A 21,333-nucleotide genomic window follows, 5' to 3' on the forward strand; every position below is an offset into this window, starting at 1 on the left:
CGCATCTCCGACTCGATCCTGTCCAGGGTCCCCTGTTTTTCTGTGGACCAAGGAGAGAATGGGTGCGCTTCGGATGAAGTAAGGTCTCCGGCACGAACCCCTCTGTCATAGAGATCGCCAATGACCCGGAGCGACAAGCTCACCAACTCCTGACGAGTGGCGCCCTTCCCGAGAAGGGATGCGACCGTGCCGCTGATGACAGAGAAGCCCACCCAATCATCCCGGGCGTAGTCCAATAGGTACTGGAGCTCTCGTTCGTAGTCGTCACGAGTACCCAATTGATCAGCTCCCGTGCTGTGGTATATGAAACCTTTTCATCCCCAAGCCATCCACACCATTGTAATCGATGGTGGGTCCACCGGACTTACTGAAGGGGCGATACGTCACAGTGGCTTTCGGGTCATCCGATAGATGCCATACTTCGATGTCACCCTTGGGCGTATGTTTTACCTCGGGAGCTCCTAGCTCTTGGTGCAGCCCAGCGCGCACCCGCTTGAGTTCGTCTTCGCTCACCATCCTCACACCCGGACTGTCTTCTTTCCCGAGCATATTTCCTTGCCCGTCAACAGCGGTGCCACGCGCGGCTTGGTGGTTCTCGGCGTCAGCGGGGTCAAGACACTTCAGACCAAGGGGGTCGATCTGCGAGAGCGGGTTGAAGGCATAACTATGGTGATGAGGTCCAGCTTCAAGCCCAAGAGGATCGGGACTGACATAGCGGGCCGTTTCCGGGTCGTAGTGGCGGAAGTAGTTGTAGTGCAGGCCCGTTTCGGTGTCGGCGTATTGGCCGGGGAAGCGGAGGGGACAGTCGACCTTTGAGGTGTTCGCCCGGGAGGGGAAGTGGGTGCCCCAGAGGGTGGTGCGGTGTTGCCAGGACAGGTCTCCGTCAGGGGTGACCAGTTCTGTGGGGGTGCCGACCAAGTCCGTGATGATCGCGTGGAAGCCGGGTGGCGTCTCGTCGTCGGCGCCCGTGAATTTCTCGATGAGGGATGTGCCGGGCTCCCGGATCAGCGGGGTGTGGTCGGTTTGGGTGAGGGGACGGTGGGTGCCTGGGGCGTAGTCCCAGGTGGTGTGTTTGCCCTCGTGGGTGGATTGCTCGGCCAGGCGGGTGTCTTCCCATGTGAAGTCCACCGATTCGGTGACCGTGCCGTCTTCGCCGAGGCGCTGTTTCGATATGCGGCGGCCGAGGGGGTCGTACCTGTAGTGCCAGCGGTCGCCGTCCGGAGTTGTCGCGTCCGTCAGGCGGTCTTCGGCGTTCCAGGTGTAGGTCCAGGTCCGCGTCTGGCCGTTGAGGAGTTTGCGGGTGCGGCGGGTCAGGCGGCCCTGGGGGTCGTGTTCGTACGTCGTGCGGCCCGCGCTGTGGATCAGAGTGCCGGTGAATGCGCGGTCGCCGGGCGACGCGTGGGCGGGTGCTGTGGCGTGGGTGAGGTTGCCTGCCGGGTCGTAGGCGTAGGTTTCCGTCCAGCCATGGGCGTGGACCGCCTTCACACGGCCGACCGGGTCCAGGTCGAAGCGGCGGGTTCCGGAGGTGAGTTCGCGGATCTCGGTCAGGTGGCCGTCCGGGCGGTAGGCGTACGAACGGTGCTGGAGGATGCGGTCTGCCGCCCCCGGGTCGTGGGTGAGGGTCTGTGTGGTGAGGCGGTCCGTTCGGTCCCAGGTCTGGGTCAGGCTCACGGCCTCGCCCACGCGGCGTTCCGTCTCCCGGCCCGCCGCGTCGTACGTGAAGGAGAGGGTCCCCGAACCGTTGCCGAGGCACGTTGGGCGGCCTGCCGCGTCGTAGGTCCAGGCGCTCGTCAGGCCGGACGGCGTCGTGCGTTCGGTGCGGCGGCCCACCGCGTCATACGCGTACCTCGTCGTGCGGCCGTTGACCGTTTCTGACAGGACGCGGCCCAGCACGTCCCGTTCCAGGCTCAGCTCAACGTCCGGATTCGCCGCTCGCGTCAGGGCACCCTGCGCGTCGTAGGCATACGTCGTCCGTGCGCCCGCCTCGTCGCGTTGTTCCGTCGTGCGGCCCAGCGCGTCCCGGGTGAAGTGCAGCGTCTCGCCCGCGCCGTTCGTCCGGGTCAGCAGGTCGCCGGCCGCATCGTGGGTGTAGGCGAGGGTGCGGCCGTTGAAGTCGGTCTCGGTGGTGAGGCGGCCCGCCGGGTCGTAGGTGTAGGTCCAGGTCAGGCCCTGCGGGTTGGTGACCTCGGTCAGGCGCAGCTCGGTGTCGTACGCGAAGGCGTACCTCGCGCCGTCCGGCTCCGTGCGGGTGGCGGGGACGTCGAAGTGGGTGGAGGTCTGGTGGGTGGTGTGGCCCGCCGGGTCCGTGTGGGTGAGGAGGTTGCCCTCGCCGTCCCAGGTCCAGCTCTCCCGGGACCCGTCCGGCTCCTCGCGCCACGCCGGTTTGCCCTCCGTCGTCCAGCCCATCCGGGTGGTGTGGCCCAGCGGATCCGTCGCCTCGACCACCCGGCCGAAGGTGTCCCGGCGGACGCTCGTGGTGTGGCCCAGCGGGTCCGTCACGGCGATGGGGAGTCCGGCCCGGTCCGTGCTCAGACGCGTGGTGTTGCCCAGCGCGTCCGTCACCTCGGCCAAGTGGCCCCGGTCGGTGTACGCGTAGGTGGTGGTCGACCCCGTCGGGTCCGTGGTGGCGGTCAGGTTCCCCGTGTCGTCGTACGTGTGGCGCCACGTGCCGCCGCCCGGCTCGGTGACCTCCAGCGGCAGGCACAGCGCGTTGTACCTGGCCTCCGCCCGCGCCCCGTCCGGGAGGGTGACGCCGGTCAGGTTGCCGTCCTCGTCATACCCGTAGCGCGTCGTACGCCCCAGCGGATCCGTCACCGCGACCTTACAGTCGCCACGCGCGTCCCACTCCGTCAGCGTGGTGTGGCCCAGCGGATCGGTCTCCTCGACCAACTGCCCGTCGGCGTTGTAGCGGTACGTCGTGCGGTGGCCGAGCGAGTCCGTGTAGACCGTCGTCCGCGCCTCGTCGTCGTACTCCAGGCCGCCGTTGTAGACGCCGTCGCTGCCCTCGGTGCGCACCACCTTCCCGTCCGGCCCGTACACATACCGGAACGACGTGCCGTTGCGGTCGGTCCAGGAGGTCACCCGCCCCTGGGCGTCGTACGTGAAGCGCAGCGGCTCGCCGCTGGAGTTGGTGACCTCCGTAAGGTTGCCCGCTTCGTCGTAGCCGTAGCGCATCACCACCGTGCCGCCCTCGCGGCTCCGCTCGGGGGCGTAGACCGACGGCGGCTCGTCCAGGAGCCGCAGCGCGGTGACCCGCTGGCCCTCGGTGTCGATGGCCAGGTAGTAGCCCCCGGAGTGGCGGACGGCCAGCGGGGCGCCGCTCAGGGCGCGTTCGATGTCGATGCGGGCGCCGTTGCGGTCCTGCACGCTCTCCAGCGGCAGATGGACCGCGCCCGGCTCCTCCGTGGCGGCGGGGCGGACGAAGGTCCGCACCACACCCGCCTCCGGATCGGTGACGGTCATGACGCCGTCCGGTTTGCCGTCCCACTCCAGCGGCCACCGCGCACCCTTCGCGGGCAGCGTCGGCACCCCCGGCTCCGGCACCGGATACACCAGCCGCATCCCGTCCGCGGCGGCGAACACGACGCCCTCCGCGTCCAGTTGGATCCGCTCGTCCAGCAGGCTGGTCCAGGTCGGGCCGAACCACACCCCGCCCCGGTACGAGGACACATGGGTGCGCTCGAAGACCAGCGGCAGCGAACCGGGCAGCGTCAGATCGGTCTGCTCCATCAGCATCGCGCCGGTCGCGATGTCGATCGGCTCACCCGTGCAGGGGCACTTCTTGGTCGGGCGGGCGGCCGGGCCCTCCTCGACGAGGTTCGGGCGCAGCGAGGGCACCTTCGGGGGCTTGAGCAGGTCCGGGACGCCGGTCAGCTTCGGCATCACACCGGGCTTGAGGACGCCCAGTCCGGCGCCGAAGATCCCGCCGTCGATCATGCCGTCCTTGGCGGCCTGGTTGACCTCGTCCAGGCTGAAGCCCTTCTGCTGCCCCAGAGCGATCTTCACCGGCTGGGCCACGGCCGCGTCGATCGTCACCGACAGCACGCTGGTGAAGACCGCGCCCGTCAGCATCTCCGCCGCGATGACGGCGACCGCTTCCTCCACGGCGACGCCCAGACCGGCGGCCATGGCGATGATCTCCGCCGCCACCCCGTCCGAGGCGCCCCCGGTGACGATGGTCAGCAGCCCACCGCCGACGAGCGCGACGGCATCGATGCTGATCTGCGTCCACAGCTTCTCGATCGCGTCATCGACGGTGTCGGCGAACTTGTCCAGCGCCTTGGCCATGTTCCGGGCCGACTTGGCGAGATTGCTCAGCCAGCCCTCGTCCTTGCCCTTGGCGTAACGCCCCCAGAAGGTCTCGAAGGCGTCGATCGCCTCGCCCTTGTTGTGGTGGATGAGCGTCGTGGCCGCCTTGTCGGTGGCGACCCGCACATCGTCCACGCTGTCGGCGAACGTCCGCCAGGCGTCGGCCGCGTGGCGCAAGGTGCCGGAGTTGGCGTCCGGCCACCACATGCCGAGCTTCATGAGGAGGGCCTTGGCCTTCTCCTCGATCTCGCTGCCGAAACTCACCGATGGCCGCCCGCGCCCGGACCCTGATCATGACCCGAGCCGTGCTTGGCCTTGGTGAACATGCCCTCGATGAGCTTGTCGTTGTCGACATGACCGTCGGCCATGTCGTTCATCGCCTCATAGATGCTGGTCAGCCCGAGGACGAGAATGCCGGCCGCCGACTCGATGTGCTTCTGGTTCGGCTTGTACTGCTTGCCGAAGTCCTTACCGGGCTTGTCGTCCCCCCACGGCTCCCCATAGCCGTCCAGCGTCGTGATCAGCTTGGTCAGCGCCTCACTCAGCTTCACCGACTGGTGGTGGAAGGTGGGCGCGACGGACTTGATGTCCGCCACCTTGATGTCCAGGACCTTGCCGCCGCCGCTGCTGCCGCCCATGCGACGCCTCCCCCCGCCGAGCGTTTGTCGTACAAAGCTCTCAGCCTAGGGCGGCGATCATCACGGACCGTTCAATGTGGGCCCTACAGCGAGTAAAGAACCGCTCGCCCCATACGGGACCACCTTCAAGAGAGGCCCAGGGGAGAGGGCCCCACCTCGCCGTCTCGGAGGATGCTCAGTCGAGACAGAACTCGTTGCCCTCGATGTCCTGCATCACGATGCACGACTCATTGTGGTCATCGGCAAGCAGCACTCGCACGCGTACCGCGCCGAGCGGGACCAGTCGTGCGCACTCGGCTTCGAGCGCGGCGAGGCGCTCTTCACCCACGAGGCCGGTGCCGACTCGCACGTCAAGATGCACCCGATTCTTGACGACCTTGCCTTCGGGAACGCGCTGAAAGAACAGTCGCGGGCCCACACCCGAGGGATCAACGCAGGCGAACGCCGAACCCTGCCGCTCAGGCGGCAGAGAGCGATCGAAATCGTCCCACGTGGCAAACCCCTCCGGTGGCGGCGGTACGACGTACCCCAACGCCTCACACCAAAAGCGAGCGACGCGCTCAGGCTCTGTGCAGTCGAAGGTGACTTGGAACTGCTTGATCGCTGACATCGGCGCACCATAGCAGGTGGATTCCGTTGCTCATTTCCCGATGTGGATCCGCATGTTGTCGGGAGGACGGCTCCTGTCGGCCGCTGTTGTGACACGTCCATGGGGCATCGCGGCATCAGCGGCGGGTGAGGTGGGTGAGGGTGACGCCGCCGGGGAAGGCGGTGCGCTCGGCGACGTCGAAGACGGTGGGGTCGAAGGCGCCGTCGAAGGCCGGGATTCCGGCACCGGCGACGACCGGGTAGTTCTTGATCACCAGCTCGTCGACCTCGGGCAGAAGGGCACCCGCGAGCTTGCCACCGCCGCAGAGCCACACATCCAGCCCCGTGCCCTCCTCCCGCTTGAGCTCGCGTACGAGGGCGAGCGGATCGCCCGGGACGACGGTGACGGCCGGGTCGATGTCGGGCTTGAGGGTGCTGGACACCACGTACTGGCGCAGATGCGCGTACGGGCTGCCGATCCCCGCGTCGAGGGCGGGGCGGTAGGTGCCGAGGCCCATGACGACGGTGTCGAAGTGGCGGTTGGGCGCGTCGGCCAGGCCGACCATGGCGCGGTGGGCGGTCGGGACCGTCTCGGGGTACAGCGTGTTGGTCCAGGCCGAGTAGGCGGCGGACTGCTGTTCGTCGCCTGCGGGGAAGAAGTCGTACTCGCCGCCGGGGCCCGCGATGCGGCCATCGAGCGTGACGGCGACGTAGTACACGAGCTTTCGCATCGTTGGAAGCTCCATCCGTAGTACTCTGACTGAAGTGGTTTGAACGTAGTACTACACCTGGAGTGGTGTCAATGGTGAGACGGAACGACGAGCGGCGCGCCGCACTCGTCGACGCTGCGATCGAGGTACTGGCCAGGGAAGGCGCACGCGGCCTGACCTTCCGCGCGGTGGACACCGAGGCCGCCGTCCCCGCCGGTACGGCATCCAACTACTTCGCCAACCGCGACGATCTGCTCACCCAGGCCGGCGCCCGGGTCTATGAGCGGCTCCAGCCCGACGAGGCCACGATCGCCCGCCAGCGGGCGGCAGGCCGCGACCGGGAGACCTACGTGGAGCTGATGCGTGAACTCGTCGGCCGCGTCGCCTCGTTCCGCACCGGCTATCTGGCCCTGCTGGAGCTCCGCCTCGAGGCCACCCGGCGCCCCGCGCTGCGCAAGGTCCTCACCGAGCGGGTGCGGGCCGACGTCGATGCCAACGTCGCCTACCACGAGGCGTCGGGGCTCCCTGGCGACGCCATGGCCGTCAAGCTGCTGATCCTGGCCCTGAACTGGCTGATCGTCGAGCAGCTCACCTTGCCGGACGTCTTCACGGAGGCGGAGCGGGACCGGCTGGTGGCGGCCGCGGTGGAGCGGATCGTGGCGGCGGAATAGGCGTGGCGGTGGCGGAATAGGCGCGGCGGCGACGGAGCGAGCGGCCGCCGCGCACGCCGCCTGCGCGCCCTACGCGCTTACTCGGACGGCGAGTCGTCCTTCTTCAACTGCTCCTCGTTCGGGATCGCCCCGCCGAAGCGGCGGTCCCGCGAGGCGTACTCCAGGCACGCCCGCCACAGATCGCGGCGGTCGAAGTCCGGCCACAGCACGTCCTGGTACACCATCTCGGCGTACGCGCTCTGCCAGATCAGGTAGTTGGACGTGCGCTGCTCGCCCGACGGGCGCAGGAAGAGGTCCACATCCGGCATGTCCGGGTAGTAGAGGTACTTCGCGAACGTCTTCTCGTTCACCTTCGACGGATCGAGCCGACCCGACCGGACGTCCTCCGCCAGCGCCTTCGCCGCGTCCGCGATCTCCGCCCGGCCGCCGTAGTTCATGCAGAAGTACATGGTCATGGCGTCGTTGTCCTTGGTCTGCTCCTGAGCGACCTGGAGTTCCTGCGCCACCGACTTCCACAGCTTGGGCATCCGGCCCGCCCAGCGGATCCGTACGCCCATCGCGTCCATCTCGTCGCGGCGGCGGCGGATGACATCGCGGTTGAAGTTCATCAGGAAGCGCACCTCGTCGGGCGAGCGCTTCCAGTTCTCGGTCGAGAAGGCGTAGAGGGAGAGGTTCTTCACGCCCATCTCGAGGCAGCCCTTGAGCACATCCAGCACAACGCCCTCGCCGACCTTGTGCCCCTCGGTGCGCGGCAGCCCGCGCTCCTTGGCCCAGCGGCCGTTGCCGTCCATCACCACGGCCACATGCTGCGGCACCAGCTCACCGGGGATCTTCGGCGGCCGGGCGCCGGACGGGTGCGGCTCCGGGATCCGGTACTCGCGCCGCTGTCGGCCCAGAAACCCGCGTCCTGCCATGCCTGCCACGTCTCCCTCAGCTCTTGCTCTCTGTGCTACTGCCTGTGCTGCTACTTCTCTACGTACCGCAGCGACCGAAGCCCCCGCTCCAGGTGCCAGTGCAAATACGCCGCCACGAGCCCGCTGCCCTCCCGGGCGTGCCGCAGCTCACACGCGTCCGCCGTCTCCCAGTCCCCCGTCAGCAGCGCGCCCAGCAGCGTCAGCGACTCCGCCGAGGGTACGACGCTTCCGGGCACCCGGCACTCTCCGCAGATGACCCCGCCCGCGCCGACCGAGAAGAACCGGTTCGGACCGGGCATCCCGCACTTGGCGCAGTCGTCGAAACTCGGTGCGTAACCGTTGACCGCGAGCGACCGGAGCAGAAACGCGTCCAGCACGAGATGCGGCTCGTGCTCCCCGGCGGCCAGGGTGCGCAGGGCGCCGACGAGCAGCAGATACTGCTGCACGGCGGGCTCGCCCTCGTGATCGGTGAACCGCTCGGCCGTCTCCAGCATGGCCGTACCGGCGGTGTAGCGGGCGTAATCGGTGACGATCGCCCCGCCGTACGGAGCGATCGTCTCACTCTGCGTACACAGCGGCAGCCCGCGCCCGATCAGCTCGCCACCACCGCGCGAGAAGAACTGCACGTCAACGTGGCTGAACGGTTCGAGCCGCGCCCCGAACTTCGACTTCGTCCGCCGCACGCCCCGCGCGACGGCGCGGACGCGGCCGTTGTTGCGGGTGAGCAGGCTGATGATCCGGTCCGCCTCACCCAGCTTCTGGGTGCGCAGCACGATGCCGTCGTCGCGGAACAGACTCATGGCGCCCATTGTCCCCTAGCGGGACAGATGATCGAACCGCCCGGCTCGGGCGGCCCGGGTGAGCGCCCGGAGGGCGGCGGGCGTGGTGGCGATCACGGTCTGCGGCTCGTCGCTCTCGCGAAGGAGGATCGCGGCGTCGGGGGCGTGGGCCAGCTCCACGCAGGCGTTGCCCTCGGCGTCGGCCGAGTACGAGGACTTCTGCCACTGTATGTCGGACATCTCCATACCTTCACAGTTGATGGGCGATGCCGTGAACGAAGTCACGGGTCTCGTCGGGAGACAGGGCCATCGCCTCGGTCCGGTCGAGAACTCTCGTGTAGTTGGCCAGGTACGTTTCCGCGTCCAGGAGGGCGCTGCCGTTCGGCGAGTCGAGCTGCACCGTATCCAACTGCGACACCGGCCCCGTGACATACGTCGTGGAAGTCCCCGCGTTCGGAAACCCGCCAGCGGAGAAAGGGACCACCCGTACGGTCACGTTGTCCCGCTCCGATGCCTCCACAACGTACTCCAGTTGCCGCAGCGCCACCTTGCTACCGCCGAACTGGAGTCTCAACGCGGCCTCGTGGATAAGGAAGGTGCACTGCGGCGGATCTTCGCGGTCCAGCACATCCCGGCGCCTCAGGCGGTGGGACAGCCTGCAACGCAGTTGCGCTGGCGTCGGCTTCGGCTCAGCCGTGGAGAACACGGCCCGTGCGTAGTCCTCCGTCTGCAACAGCCCAGGGATGTGCATGATCTGCACCAGACGCAGGCCCGCAGCGTGGTGTTCCAACTCGGCGAGATCCAGGGCGCTGGCGGAGAGCTTCCCGCGGTATTCCTCCCACCAGCCTTTGACGCGTTCCGTCGCCATGACCGCAAGGGCGTCGACGTACGCCTGATCGCCGCATGAGTAGATCTCGGCGAGCGCCCTTACGCGTTCGTCACTTACCCCGAACCGACCGGCCTCCGTGTTGCTGATCCGGGTCCGATCCACTCCCAGTTGCTGGGCGGCTTGCGCCACGTTCATCCCGGCGTGCTCACGCAGCTTGCGCAGTTCCACGCCCAGTCGTCGCTGCCGCGCAGTCGGGGCCGTCCTCGGCATGCGCCCTCCCCTTCGCTCCCGAACACAGTGTTGCGTGAGACGTTCCCACACATCGAAACAGAGCACCAATTCTATTGGGCGATAGCACGAGTGCTCACCAATGCCTTATGGTCCTGGTAGCGCAGCGCATCGAACCAGTCACGCACCGCGTTGGGAGCATCCTCATGCCCGAAGTCGCCGCAGTCACCGAACCCCCGTACGCCTACCGCCTCAGCGCCCCCAACTCCCCCAAGAGCCCCAGGGTCTGCCGGGACGCCATCGCCGCCCTCCTCCAGGCCAACGACCTGCACGACCTCGCGGACACGGCGAAACTCCTGGTCTCCGAGGCCGTGACGAACGTCAATCAGCACACGAACACCCAACTGATCCACATCGACACCCTCGTCCGCGACCGCATCGCGACGATCGCCGTACGCGACGGCTCCCCGGACCGCCACCCGTACCCCCGCGACGCGACCCCCGACGAGGAGGGCGGCCGGGGGCTGTTCCTGATGCAGGAGTTGGCCTACGCGTGGGGCGTCACCTGGGAATACGGGCTGCGCCCCACCAGCAAGCACATCTGGTTCGAGCTGCGCGAACCCGCCGCCGAATGAAGGCGAGGAAACGGCACCTTGAGTGACTTTGCGTATATCTTCTAGTGCGCTTAGTGACAAGCCCTCTAGGGTCCGGGCGACGCCAACGTCGTATCCCTGGAGGATTCATGGCACGTTCCCGCACACGTTTGGCCATGTTGGGCTCGGCCGCAGTTCTCGTCGCATGCGCCCTCGCGCCCACGCAACTCGCTGGAGCGCAACCCGCCGCCGCGGCGGCGGCCTACCAGTGGGCCGCTCTGGGTGACTCCTACACCGCCGGGGTCATCCCCGCCGCGGGCGACACCTTCGAAGTGCCCCGCGACGGCTGCGAGCGCACCGACCAGTCCTACCCGCAGGTCATCGACCGCGACCTCGGCTCGCTCTTCGAGCTGACCAACGTGAGCTGCGGCGCCGCCACGATCGAGAACGTCACCTTCAGGGCACAGGAGCCGATCGGCCGTCACCTGCCGCCCTTCTCCGAGGACCCGGACTACCCGTTCCCGGCGGTGCCTCCCCAGTCCGCGGCGGTGGACCCCGGCACCGACGTGGTCACCGTCGGCGCGGGCGGCAACACCCTCGGCTTCGCCGACATCCTCTTCCAATGTCTGCAACTGGGCGGAGGCAGCGGCGGCGTGGGCACCCCGTGTCGGGACGACCTCGCCGGGGACATCCCCAGCCGGCTGAACAAAGCGAGCAGGGACTACGACGAGATGCTCACCGTGCTCCACGAGGGCGCCCCGCACGCGAAGATCCTGGCCGTTGGCTACCCCACGGTCATCCCCAAGGACACCTCCAAGTGCCGGTACAACGACCTGGAACAGTTCGCCTCGATTACCCCGGGCGACCTGGACTGGCTGCGCCAGGACGTCATGGAACCTCTCAACAAGGTGATCGAGAAGTCGGTCGCCACACACGACGCCGCCCGTTTCGTCGACCTCTACGACTCCTCCCAGAACCACAGCGTCTGCGACACCGGCAAGTGGGTGGAAGGCATCTTCACCCGCGTCCCTGACCAGCCGGCCCTCGTACACCCCAACGCCAGGGGCCACCGCAACGCCGCCGATCACGTCTCGGCGGCAATGCTGGACGCCATCGGCGTGGGCTGACCCGCATACGGCGACCAGCCCGCCGTCCCATGACGAACCGCCTCCGGCACCACAGCCGGAGGCGGTTCACGTTCCGGACCGATGGATTACGTTCCCGCGTCCGAGTTGCCGCGCAGTTTCACGTTCGCCGTGCTCGCGTTCTTGATCGCCGTCTCGATCTGGGCCATCGACGAACCGGAGTTGATTCCGGGGACGGTCGCGCTGTTCAGGGCGTAGAGCGTGAAGGTGTACGGATGGGTCGAGCCGCCGGGGCAGGGGCCGAAGTACTGCTGGGCGTTGGCGCCGCTGCCCATGGCCTTCTGTTTGGCGCCGTCCTGGCCTGGGACGTTGAAGCCGGAGCCCAGGGCCTCGGGCAGGGAGAGCTTGGCCGCCGGGATGTCCCAGATCGCCCAGTGGAGCTTGTTGCCGCTGTTCGCGACGTCGGCGAAGACGATGGCCCAGCCGCGTGCGCCGGTGGTTCCGGCGCCCCAGGCCAGCGGGGGTGAGGGGTCCTGGCCCGCCGTGCCGTCGCCGGCGCAGGTGTGGCGGTCCGGGATGGTCGCGTTGTCCTTGAAGGCGCTGCTGCTGAGCTTGAAGTCACCGGCGGTGCCGTCGTCGGAGTAGACGATGTCGATCCGCAGGATGCGGTCGTTGCCGTCGGTGCCGTCCTTGTCGGTGGAGGTGGTGAGCCAGATGTCGCCGTCGTGGTCGACCTCGACCGTGCGCAGCCGGTCGTAGGTGCCCTGGAAGTACGTCTTCTGCTCGACGAGGTTGGCGGAGGAGTCGATGCGCATGCGGTAGACGCGCTTGCCCACGGTGGTGGCGACGAAGACATGGTCATTGATGATCGTCAGGCCGCTGGGCGAGGCCGAGGAGGTGGACCAGGTCTTCTTCGGCGCGATGTAGCCGGCGTTCGAGCAGTCGCCGTCGGTGCCCTCGCAGTTGGGCCAGCCGTAGTTGCCGCCCCTCTGGATGAGGTTGACCTCGTCCATGACGCTGTTGCCGAACTCGGACTCCCACAGGCGGCCCTTGGAGTCGAAGTCCAGGCCCTGCGGATTGCGGTGACCGAGGGACCAGACGGCGTTGCCGAAGGGGTTGTCGGACGGGATCGAGCCGTCGGGGTTGATCCTGAGGATCTTGCCGTTGAGCGAGTTCCGGTCCTGCGCCCGCGATTCGGTCTGGGCGTCGCCCATGGAGGCGTACAGCTTGCCGTCGGGGCCGAAGCGCAGCCGTCCGCCGTTGTGGAAGCGGCTCTTCTCCATGCCCTGGAGCAGCACCTTGTAGCCGCTGAGGGTGTTGTTCTCCAGCGTCATCCGGGCGATGCGGTTGCCCTCACTGGAGGTGTGCACGAAGTAGAGGTAGTGGTCGGTGGCGAAGGTCGGGGAGATCTCGAGGCCCAGCAGACCGCCCTCGCCGCCGGTGGTCTGGGAGTTGGGCACCTTACCGACCAGGGTCTTGGTGCCGGACTTGGTCAGCTTGTAGACGTTGAAGGTGTTGCGCTCGGTGAAGATGCCGGTGCCGTCGGGCAGGAAGCCCAGGCCCCAGGCCACGTCCACCCCGCTCGCGATGGTGCTGACCGTGCCGGGGTCGGGGGTGCCGCCCGGCTGGGTTCCGGAGGTGGTCACCGTGATCTCGGGCGTGAAGGGGGACTTGTTGCCCTTGAGGTCGTACGCCCTGACCTTGAAGGCGTACGCGGTGTTCGGGGTCAGCCCCGCGACGCTGGTGGAGGTGGTCTCCGAGGTGCCGGACAGAACGCCGTCGCGGTAGATCTCGTAGCCCGTGACCTTGACGTTGTCGCTCGACGCCGACCAGCCCAGATCCACGGTCGTGGCCGTCTTCGAGGGGGAGGTCAGGTTGGCCGGGGCGGTCGGCGGCTCGGTGTCGGGCGGTGCGGGCAGGGTCGCGATGGTGACGGCGTTGGACGCCTCGGAGGCGTTCCCGGCCGCGTCCCGCGCGAAGACGGTCCAGTCGTACGAGGTCTCGGGGTCGAGGTTCTCGACGGTCGCCGCGAGGACGTCCGCGCCGACCTTCTTCATCAACTGGCCGTGCTGATAGATGTCGTAGCCGGTGACGCCCACATTGTCGGTGGCCGCGTCCCAGGCCAGCGAGACGGTGGTGGCCGTCGGCTCCTTGTCCTTGCGCAGATTCGCGGGGGCGGTCGGCCGCTCGGTGTCGGCGGGGCCGGTCGGGGTGACGGTCAGCTTGTCGAGGTTGGGGCCGTCGGCGCCGGAGGTGGTCGCGCGGACCGTGTTGCTTCCGGCCTTGAGCGTGGCGTTCACGCTGACCGTCTTCCAGGTGGTCCAGGCGCCGGTCGCCGGGAAGGAGAGGTCGTCGGCGACGGTGCCGCCGTTGACCGCGATATCGAGCGGGCGGTCGGCGGAGGCGCTGGCGTAGCGGAAGTCGAGCCGGGCGGGGCCGGCCTGTGCCGCGTCGACGGTGAATTCGACGTAGGCGCCGGTGACGACGTCGAAGTTGACGAATCCGGTGCCGGAGTGGCCGTCGTGGTTGGACTCGACGGCGCCTTGGGAGATCTTGGCGGATTCGGCCTCGTAGTCGGTTCCGGCCGGTCCGTCGGTGGCGGTGACGTCGATGTAGTCGAGGTTGGGGCCGCCCTCGGCCGCCGCCGAGGTGGTGCGGATGGTGTTGGCGCCTGCCTTGAGGGTGACCGTGGTGGTCACGGACTCCCAGTTGGTCCAGGTGTCGGTGGACGGGAACGCCAGGCTGTCCACCGCCTGGTCGCCGTTGACGGCGATGTCCAGGGGGCGGTCGGCGGCCGTGCCGTTGGCGTAGCCGAGGGTCAGGGTGGCGCTGCCCGCGGCCGGGGCGTTCACCGTGAACTCGACGTAGGTCCCGGCCGCGTTGTCGAAGTTGACGAAGCCGGTGCCGGAGTAGCCGGCGTGGTTGGACTCGGCCGCGCCCTCGGAGATGACCGCGGACTCGGCCTCGTACCGCACGGATGCGGCGGCGGCCTTCGCGTCGGAGGGCTGGGCCGCGCTGATGTTCGGCAGCGTGATGGTCAAGGCCGCGGTGGCCGCGGCCAGGAAGGCACCGACCGCTCGGCGCGGTCTGCGGGGGATGGGCGCCACAGGGTTTCCTCCGGGACAGACTGATAGGAAAGGTTCCTATCAGTGACGCGTAGCGACGCGTTCACGTCAAGAGGCGTGCATGGTGCGGAACTTGGTGTGTGCGCCATGGATGTACGGGCCATGCACGAAGTGATCCGCGCGATCCGCGCGATCCGCGATGTCACAGCCGTGTGCTGGGTGCGATCTGGGGCGGTCACAACCTGGCGGTGGGGCGGCAGTTGGCCGCCGTGCGGCGTTCTCCATTGCGCACACTGGTTCTACGGAGCAGGTCAGCACGGGCACAACGGATGACGAGTGGGGGGCATGCGCCATGGCGGACGGTTGCCGGGACTGCGAGACATGTACGAGGTCGTGGCTGGGGCGGCTGCTCCAGAACGCGGCGGTGGGGCTGATGCATGTGGTGACGATCGGCATCAGCTATCTGATCAAGAAGGGGTTCAGGCGGCACTGCCCGCAGTGCAAGCACCTGCTGTCGCGGCACTCGCGCAGGGCGGACGGTTCGTTCCGGGACTGAGAACTCCTCACGATGTGAAGGTCGGTTGTCCGAGGATGCCGATATCGCCTGGGCCCCGTAATGGATCAAGCGCCCGCCGGGCCCGGGGTGGTTGCGCTGATCATGCCGGTCAGGCGGTGCAGTTGCGCGGCCAGGGCGTGGCGCTCCTGCGGGGTGAACTGCGACAGCGCCTCGTACTGGCGCGCCCTTAGCTCGGCCCGCATCGCCGCGAGGCGTTCGGCGCCTTCTTCGGTGAGGCGGACGAGGACCTGGCGCTCGTCCTGCGGGGAGCGACGCCGAGTGATCACGCCCTTGGCCTCCAGTTGCTGGAGCATACGGGTCGCGGTGGGCACGCTGACCTCGGCACCGGCCGCGAGGCGGCCGACCGGCAGGCCGTCCCCCTCGGCGTCCTGCGCCAGGGGGCCGAGCAGGGCCACCTGCGGCATGGACAGGCCGACCGCGGACTGGCCGACGGTGGCGGCCCGCGAGCGACGCATGGCGTAGAAGAGCCGGTCGGCGGCCTGGGCCAGGTCTTCCACGCCCGCCTCGGGGGCCGGTTCCGGCGCGGGACCGGCCGCTGGTTCGCCCGCCTCTTGGTTGCCTGCCTCTCGCATGATTGTTAGCTTACTAAATAAGATTGATTAGCAAGCTAACTACTAGGAGGCTCATCATCATGACCTTCCCCGCCCGTATCGACGTCCACCAGCACATCGTCCCGCCCATCTGGGCCGAAACCCTCGCCGCGCACGGCCTCGACTCCGGCGGCTGGGCCATCCCCGCCTGGAGCCCGACCGACGCCATCGCGATGATGGATCAGCAGGGCATCGCCACCGGCGTGCTGTCGGTCACCTCCCCCGGCGTCCATCTGGGCAGCGACGCGCAGGCGCGCGACCTCGCCCGCGCGGTCAACGAGTACGGCGCCGAGGTCGTCAGGGGCCACCCCGGCCGCTTCGGCCACTTCGCCAGCGTCCCGCTGCCCGACGTCGACGCCGCCCTGGCCGAGACCGCGCACGCGCTGGACACCCTGGGTGCCGACGGCGTCGTCCTGATGTCCAACACCCACGGCAAGTACCTCGGCGACCCCGACTTCGAACCGCTGTGGGCCGAAATCGACCGCCGCGGCGCCACCGTCTTCGTCCACCCCGCCCAGCCGCCGATGCCGCTGCTGCCCGGCACCCCCGCCCCGCTCGCCGACTACGTCTTCGACACCACGCGCACCGCCCTCAACCTGGTGCTGAACGGCGTCATGAGCCGCTACCCGAACATGCGGGTGATCCTCTCCCACGGCGGCGGCTTCCTGCCCTACGCCGCGTACCGCTTCTCCGGCCTGACCTCCACCGTCGTCGACCGCGAGCGCGAGGCCGAGGACATCCTGCGCGACCTGAAGCGGTTCTACTTCGACACCGCCCTGTCCGCGAGCCCCAGCGCCCTGCCCGCGCTGCTGGCCTTCGCCGAGCCCGGTCACGTCGTCTACGGCAGCGACTGGCCCTTCGCGCCCCAGGACGCCGGGACCTACTACAACCACTACCTGGAGACCTACCCCGACTACGCCCCCGGCCAGGCCGAGGCCATCGACCGCGGCAACGCGGAGGCGCTCTTCCCCCACCTCGTCCGCTGACGCCGCCTACCTCGCCACTGAGTGGGAGACGCAGGTCACACGCGGTCCTGTCACATCACCCCGAGCCGTTCCGTCAGGGAGGTGTCAGCACAGCAACCGCAACGGCATAGGAGAGCCCATCATGGATGCTCGCTTGAACCTCTTCGGCAACCCGCTCCTCGGCACGTTCCTGAAGCACATCAACTCCGCGGGCAAGGCGGTCACGGGCTCGGCGCTCCCGGCCGCGACGCAGGAGCTGGTGAAGCTCCGCGCCAGCCAGATCAACGGCTGCGGCTTCTGCACCGACATGCACACCAAGGATGCCGCGAAGGCCGGGGAGACCTCGACGCGCCTCAACCTGGTCGCGGTCTGGCGGGAGGCCACGGTGTTCACCGACGCCGAGCGCGCCGCCCTGGAGCTGGCGGAGCAGGGCACCCGCATCGCCGACGCGGCCGGTGGTGTCACGGACGAGGCGTGGGCGAACGCGGCCAAGCACTACGACGAGGAACAGCTCGCCGCGCTGGTGGCCATCATCGCCATCATCAACACCTACAACCGCCTGAACGTCATCGTCCAGCAGCCCGCCGGCGACTACCAGCCCGGCCAGTTCGGCTGAGACCGGTCCGGCGTCCGCCGTCGGAAGCCCTCATGGGCGGTCGAGCCGGAGGCGCTCGGCCTTCGGCAGCCCCGCGACCACCAGGTCGTAGGAGTCCTCGATGAGCTCCCGGACCAGCCGGTCCGGGAGGCCGCCGTCGACCGTCACCGTATTCCAGTGGCGCTTGTTCATATGCCACCCCGGGATGATCAGCTCCGGATGCCCCTCACGGAGCCGGCCCGCGTCCGCCGGGTCGCACTTCAGATTCACCGTGAGGGGGCGGGCGTCCAGCGTCGTCAGGGCGAAGATCTTGCCGAGCACCTTGAAGGTCGAGACCTCCGGGTGACGGGAGAACGGGAACTCCTCCAGCACGGCGTTGAAGGAGAGGCAGAAGGACCGCAGTTGTTCGGGGGTCACTCCGGATTCTCCTCGTACTCGGCCGAAAGGGGGCAGGCCCTCAAGGTGTGCGACAACGAATCCACCGTAGCCCGTGCCTCCGACAGCCGACTGGCGAGAATCCGTGGCGGCTCGGCAGAAACGCTCGTGGTTGATGCCACGGCCCGTGCATAACCTGCCGAAAAGCGCGATTCCACGCGCTTTCGGCACACCACGGAGGTTCGAGTTGGCGGGCGATACGACGACGCAGACGGCACGGGGGCACGGTCCGCGGGCAGGCGCGGCCGCGCGTCCGATGGACGTCGGCATGCTGCTGTACGGAGGGCATACGACGCTCGACTTCGTCGGTCCGCATCTGGCCTTCGCGAGTGCGGGCATGCGGGTTCACCTGGTGTCGCACTCACTCGACCCCGTGGCGTCCGACAGCGGCCTGGCCGTCCTGCCGACGGTCACCCTCCAGGACTGCCCCGCCGACCTGGACATCCTGTTCGTACCCGGCGGACGTATCGACGAGGTGCTGCTCGACCGCGCCAAGCTCGACTTCCTCGCGCACCATGGCCGTACGGCCTCGTACATCACCTCGGTCTGTACCGGCTCGCTCGCGCTCGCCGCGGCGGGCCTGCTCGACGGCTACCGGGCCGCGACCCACTGGGCCACGCGGGACCAGTTGGCGCGGTTCGGCGTCGAGGTGTCGAACGAGCGCGTGTGCATCGACCGGAACCGGGCCACCGGCGGCGGTGTGACCGCGGGTATCGACTTCGGGCTCACCCTCGTCGCGCGCATCCTCGGCGAGGACGCCGCGAAACTCTCCCAACTGGCCATGGAGTACGACCCCCAGCCGCCCTTCGACGCCGGTTCCCCCGAGGGCGCCGGGCCCGACGTGGTGGCCCGATTCGCCGAGTTCGCGGTTGCCGCGTTCGGCGAACGCATCGACGAAACCATCGCCCGCGCCGTCTCGCGGGCATTGGAGCAGCGCGGAGTGGCTCAGCCGTAGCACCGCTTACACGCGGACCAGCACGATCGTGTCATTGGGCACGATCGTGCCCTCCGCACGACGTTCGAGCACGAGGAGGCCGACCGCGATGTTCCGGTAGGCGCCGGCCAGGCGGGGCTCTCTCACCAGATCACCGGCCGGCTGCCATCTCCTCCAGGGCGCCGCGGAACAGGGTGCTGTCGCCGATTCGGCCCGGCATCAGCTCCGCCGCGTCCCTCGCCATGACCGAGAGCGTCTCCGGCATGAGTGCCCGTACGCGGCCCCGGGTGAAGTCGACGTCGCTCAGCACCTGGTGAACGAGTGACCGAACGGTGTCCGACCGTGGCGTGTCACGCCGGGAACCCCTCTGCCGACCGGCCAAAGCGGTTTCCAGTGGGCCCCGGACCCCGAGTTGCGGCCCCCCACGTGCGGGGTGACGGTGGACATAAGGGGGATACGGGGGCGTGGGAGAACGCGGGGGTTGAAGAAGACGCGCAGGACCGCGCCGGTACACGGAAGCACCGGACCGTCGTCCGTAGGGCCTGGATTTCCGCGCGGTGGCGCGTGTCCGCGATCCGGGGGGACGCACTGAACGCGACCGCGCACAGGAGCGGAGAAGGCAATGACGAACGGACCTGGGCCCGTGGGGCCCATGGGCAACGGCCCGAACGGGGAGCGGCCGCCGCAGGCCGGTATGCCGCTGGGGACGCAGCCGACGGAGTACACCGGGCGGTATGTGGTCCTGCTCGATCAGCAGGAAACCGAGCGCGGGATGGAGGCGCTGCGCTCGTCCGTCGGGATCGCGTCCGTGGAACGCGTCCGCGGGGCGGAACCCGGGGCGGCGGAGCTGCTGGCGCGGCCCGATGTGTCGGTGATCTTCGACGAACTCGGCGTCGCCGTCGTCGATGTACAGCCGGACCAGCGCCATGCGCTGGTCACCACGGCGGAGGCGGAGCCGACGATCATCGCGACGGAGCCGGAGCGCGTGGTGTACGCGTCGGTGATCACGGAGCCGCACCACACGCTGACCGGCTTCTTCCCGACGTACCGCAGCGACGAGGACGAGGTGACCCGGCACACCCGGGCCGAGCTCGCCACCTCGCTGGGACCGGCGTGGGACGAGCAGAACGCCACCTGGGGGCTCCAGGGGATCCGCGCCAACTGGTCACATCTGACCGGCAGCGGGGTGAAGGTGGCCGTGCTCGACACCGGGGTGGACACCGACCATCCGGATCTGACCGAATGCGTCGAGGCGACGGCCTCCTTCGTGCCCGGGGCGAGTGTCGAGGACGGCCACGGCCACGGCACCCACTGCGTCGGCACGGTGGCCGGTCCGGCCAAACCCGGGCACGCGCCGCGGTACGGCGTGGCCGGTGAGGCCGGGGTGCTGGTGGGCAAGGTGCTCAGCGACCAGGGCGTGGGCTCCGACGGCCAGATCCTGGCCGGGATGGCCTGGGCGGTCTCCCAGGGCGCCCGGGTGATCTCCATGTCGCTCGGGGCTCCGGTGGAGCCCGGGGAACTGTTCCCGCAGACCTACGAGAACGTGGCGCTGCGCGCCCTGCGGCGCGGCACCGTGATCGTGGCCGCGGCGGGCAACGAGAGCCGGCGGCCCGGTTTCGTGGCGCCGGTGGGGCGGCCCGCCAACTGCCCGTCCATCCTGGCGGTGGCGGCGCTCGGCAAGGACCTGGGGACCGCGTTCTTCTCCTGCGGCGCCATCAACGGCGAGGGCGGGGAGGTCAATATCGCGGCGCCCGGGGTCGACATCTTCTCGGCCGCGCCCGGCGGGACGTACCAGACGATGAGCGGCACGAGTATGGCGGCGCCGCATGCCGCCGGTGTCGTCACGCTGCTGGCCCAGGCGCATCCGGAGGCATCGGCGGCCGACCTCGGCACCCGTCTGCGGTCCGGGGCCCATCCGCTGGCGCAACCGGCCGCGGACGTCGGCTCGGGTCTCCTCCAGGCCCCGTGAGCGGGGACGCTGTGGGGCAGGCGGCGCGGTCCGGGCCGGTCGGGGTCATCCTCTCGGTCGCCCCGGACCGGTTCGCCCAGGTCGTGGAGGCCGCGCGCCGGGTCGGGCTGACGGTCACCGGTGAGCAGCGGATACTCGGCTCGCTGTCCGGGACCATCGCCGAGGACCGGATCCCGGTCCTGGCGGCGGTGGACGGCGTCGAGTCGGTGGACCGGGAACAGATCGTCCGGCTGCCGCCGCCGCCCGACTCGCCGATCCAGTGAGCCGCGGGCAGCGGGATGCGGGCTGCGGGGAGCGGGCTGCCGGCTCAGACGTGGTTGAACGGTTCGGCGTACGCGAAGGCACCCTTGAGGGTGGGCTGATAGGCGGTCAGGGTCCGGACCTGGAAGTAGTCGCCCCAGGCCGGATCCGGGGCCGTGATGCCGTAGTCGGTCGACGGGCGGAAGCCGAACCGGCCGTAGTAGGCGGGGCTGCCCAGCAGGGCGACCAGAGATTCACCGAAGGCGTCCGCGGCGCCGAGCACCGCATGGACCAGCGCCTGGCCGACACCGCGGCGCTGATAGGCGGGGTGCACGCTGAGCGGTCCGAGACCGAGGGCCAGGGCCAGGTCGGAGCCGACATGGCCGCGGGTGCAGACGACATGTCCGATCACCTCGTCACGGTCGCCGGTGGCGACGAACGACAGGGCGGGCAACCAGTCATCACTGACCCGGAGTTCGTCCAGCAGCGTGGTCTCGACCGGGACCGGGGTGTCCGGGGTGCCCGTGGTATCCGAGGTGTCCGACTTCGCGAACGCGGCCGAGGTGACGGCCCGGATGGCGTCGATGTCGGAGCGGGTCTCTCGTCGGATCAACATCGGG

22 protein-coding genes are annotated in these 21,333 nt (G+C 69.0%); 9 read left to right on the forward strand and 13 right to left on the reverse strand.

All coding sequences use genetic code 11. The features are described 5' to 3' along the window. Positions 1 to 282: 282 nt before the first annotated feature. From ACK1X7_RS17160 to ACK1X7_RS17175, 4 genes are all read right to left on the reverse strand, one after another. On the reverse strand, positions 283 to 4,572 hold the full coding sequence (locus ACK1X7_RS17160; protein WP_413115297.1) for a DUF6531 domain-containing protein: 4,290 nt from the start codon (positions 4,570 to 4,572) through the stop codon (positions 283 to 285). Next, positions 4,569 to 4,946 (reverse strand): hypothetical protein, encoded by a 378-nt coding sequence (locus ACK1X7_RS17165; protein WP_385142187.1) that lies wholly within the window; start codon positions 4,944 to 4,946, stop codon positions 4,569 to 4,571. Before ACK1X7_RS17165 ends, ACK1X7_RS17160 begins: the two co-directional genes overlap by 4 nt. Before the next feature lie 175 nt (positions 4,947 to 5,121). Next, positions 5,122 to 5,556 (reverse strand): VOC family protein, encoded by a 435-nt coding sequence (locus ACK1X7_RS17170; protein ID WP_385142190.1) that lies wholly within the window; start codon positions 5,554 to 5,556, stop codon positions 5,122 to 5,124. 115 nt (positions 5,557 to 5,671) lie between these two features. Next, a complete protein-coding gene (locus ACK1X7_RS17175; RefSeq protein ID WP_385142192.1) occupies positions 5,672 to 6,265 on the reverse strand; it encodes a dihydrofolate reductase family protein in 594 nt (197 codons plus the stop codon). Positions 6,266 to 6,336: 71 nt separating this feature from the next. Here ACK1X7_RS17175 and ACK1X7_RS17180 point away from each other — a divergent pair, with 71 nt between their 5' ends. Then, positions 6,337 to 6,915 (forward strand): TetR/AcrR family transcriptional regulator, encoded by a 579-nt coding sequence (locus ACK1X7_RS17180; protein WP_364000791.1) that lies wholly within the window; start codon positions 6,337 to 6,339, stop codon positions 6,913 to 6,915. A gap of 77 nt (positions 6,916 to 6,992) precedes the next feature. On the opposite strand, the gene ACK1X7_RS17185 is transcribed toward ACK1X7_RS17180, so the two are convergent. From ACK1X7_RS17185 to ACK1X7_RS17200, 4 genes are read right to left on the reverse strand one after another with little or no spacing between them, the layout of a single operon-like run. Next, positions 6,993 to 7,829, reverse strand: coding sequence for an isoprenyl transferase (locus ACK1X7_RS17185; RefSeq protein ID WP_385142196.1), 837 nt, complete (start codon positions 7,827 to 7,829; stop codon positions 6,993 to 6,995). 50 nt (positions 7,830 to 7,879) lie between these two features. After that, positions 7,880 to 8,629, reverse strand: coding sequence for a DNA repair protein RecO (recO, locus tag ACK1X7_RS17190; protein WP_385142200.1), 750 nt, complete (start codon positions 8,627 to 8,629; stop codon positions 7,880 to 7,882). A gap of 15 nt (positions 8,630 to 8,644) precedes the next feature. Then, positions 8,645 to 8,848 carry a DUF397 domain-containing protein gene (locus tag ACK1X7_RS17195; protein ID WP_385142203.1) on the reverse strand — a complete coding sequence of 68 codons (204 nt, stop codon included), beginning with the start codon at positions 8,846 to 8,848 and terminating at the stop codon, positions 8,645 to 8,647. A 10-nt stretch (positions 8,849 to 8,858) separates the two neighbouring features. Beyond that, a complete protein-coding gene (locus ACK1X7_RS17200; RefSeq protein WP_385142206.1) occupies positions 8,859 to 9,707 on the reverse strand; it encodes a Scr1 family TA system antitoxin-like transcriptional regulator in 849 nt (282 codons plus the stop codon). A 164-nt stretch (positions 9,708 to 9,871) separates the two neighbouring features. On the opposite strand from ACK1X7_RS17200, the gene ACK1X7_RS17205 reads away from it, so the two are divergent. Next, a complete protein-coding gene (locus tag ACK1X7_RS17205; RefSeq protein ID WP_390793307.1) occupies positions 9,872 to 10,300 on the forward strand; it encodes an ATP-binding protein in 429 nt (142 codons plus the stop codon). A gap of 107 nt (positions 10,301 to 10,407) precedes the next feature. Continuing rightward, entirely contained in the window at positions 10,408 to 11,385 is a 978-nt protein-coding gene (locus ACK1X7_RS17210) for an SGNH/GDSL hydrolase family protein (RefSeq protein WP_413115298.1), read from the forward strand. 86 nt (positions 11,386 to 11,471) lie between these two features. Here ACK1X7_RS17210 and ACK1X7_RS17215 read toward each other — a convergent pair whose 3' ends face one another. Then, on the reverse strand, positions 11,472 to 14,450 hold the full coding sequence (locus ACK1X7_RS17215; RefSeq protein WP_413115299.1) for a PQQ-dependent sugar dehydrogenase: 2,979 nt from the start codon (positions 14,448 to 14,450) through the stop codon (positions 11,472 to 11,474). Positions 14,451 to 14,760: 310 nt separating this feature from the next. On the opposite strand from ACK1X7_RS17215, the gene ACK1X7_RS17220 reads away from it, so the two are divergent. Continuing rightward, entirely contained in the window at positions 14,761 to 14,964 is a 204-nt protein-coding gene (locus ACK1X7_RS17220; protein WP_216346575.1) for a hypothetical protein, read from the forward strand. Positions 14,965 to 15,029: 65 nt separating this feature from the next. Here the strand turns inward: ACK1X7_RS17220 and ACK1X7_RS17225 are convergent, their stop codons facing one another. Then, positions 15,030 to 15,557 carry a MarR family winged helix-turn-helix transcriptional regulator gene (locus ACK1X7_RS17225; protein ID WP_390793305.1) on the reverse strand — a complete coding sequence of 176 codons (528 nt, stop codon included), beginning with the start codon at positions 15,555 to 15,557 and terminating at the stop codon, positions 15,030 to 15,032. A 59-nt stretch (positions 15,558 to 15,616) separates the two neighbouring features. Here ACK1X7_RS17225 and ACK1X7_RS17230 point away from each other — a divergent pair, with 59 nt between their 5' ends. Both ACK1X7_RS17230 and ACK1X7_RS17235 read left to right on the forward strand, forming a co-directional pair. Next, a complete protein-coding gene (locus ACK1X7_RS17230; RefSeq protein ID WP_385142221.1) occupies positions 15,617 to 16,561 on the forward strand; it encodes an amidohydrolase family protein in 945 nt (314 codons plus the stop codon). Positions 16,562 to 16,682: 121 nt separating this feature from the next. Beyond that, positions 16,683 to 17,156, forward strand: a complete 474-nt coding sequence (locus ACK1X7_RS17235; protein WP_119988263.1) for a carboxymuconolactone decarboxylase family protein — start codon at positions 16,683 to 16,685, stop codon at positions 17,154 to 17,156. Positions 17,157 to 17,186: 30 nt separating this feature from the next. Here the strand turns inward: ACK1X7_RS17235 and ACK1X7_RS17240 are convergent, their stop codons facing one another. Then, entirely contained in the window at positions 17,187 to 17,552 is a 366-nt protein-coding gene (locus ACK1X7_RS17240; RefSeq protein ID WP_385142224.1) for an MmcQ/YjbR family DNA-binding protein, read from the reverse strand. A gap of 286 nt (positions 17,553 to 17,838) precedes the next feature. Here ACK1X7_RS17240 and ACK1X7_RS17245 point away from each other — a divergent pair, with 286 nt between their 5' ends. Beyond that, the gene (locus ACK1X7_RS17245) at positions 17,839 to 18,525 is read left to right on the forward strand and encodes a DJ-1/PfpI family protein (protein WP_385142227.1); all 687 of its coding nucleotides are present in this window, start codon (positions 17,839 to 17,841) and stop codon (positions 18,523 to 18,525) included. 130 nt (positions 18,526 to 18,655) lie between these two features. Here ACK1X7_RS17245 and ACK1X7_RS17250 read toward each other — a convergent pair whose 3' ends face one another. Then, a complete protein-coding gene (locus tag ACK1X7_RS17250) occupies positions 18,656 to 18,814 on the reverse strand; it encodes a hypothetical protein (protein ID WP_385142230.1) in 159 nt (52 codons plus the stop codon). Between the two features lie 312 nt (positions 18,815 to 19,126). Between ACK1X7_RS17250 and ACK1X7_RS17255 the strand changes: the two genes are divergently transcribed. Further along, a complete protein-coding gene (locus ACK1X7_RS17255) occupies positions 19,127 to 20,473 on the forward strand; it encodes a S8 family peptidase (RefSeq protein WP_413115300.1) in 1,347 nt (448 codons plus the stop codon). Further along, the gene (locus ACK1X7_RS17260; RefSeq protein ID WP_385142235.1) at positions 20,470 to 20,736 is read left to right on the forward strand and encodes a hypothetical protein; all 267 of its coding nucleotides are present in this window, start codon (positions 20,470 to 20,472) and stop codon (positions 20,734 to 20,736) included. Before ACK1X7_RS17255 ends, ACK1X7_RS17260 begins: the two co-directional genes overlap by 4 nt. A 44-nt stretch (positions 20,737 to 20,780) precedes the next feature. Here the strand turns inward: ACK1X7_RS17260 and ACK1X7_RS17265 are convergent, their stop codons facing one another. Continuing rightward, positions 20,781 to 21,329, reverse strand: a complete 549-nt coding sequence (locus ACK1X7_RS17265) for a GNAT family N-acetyltransferase (RefSeq protein ID WP_413115301.1) — start codon at positions 21,327 to 21,329, stop codon at positions 20,781 to 20,783. Between the last annotated feature and the right edge of the window lie 4 nt (positions 21,330 to 21,333).

This window comes from Streptomyces sp. CY-1 (assembly GCF_047218265.1).
In the GTDB taxonomy this organism is placed as follows: domain Bacteria; phylum Actinomycetota; class Actinomycetes; order Streptomycetales; family Streptomycetaceae; genus Streptomyces; species Streptomyces niphimycinicus.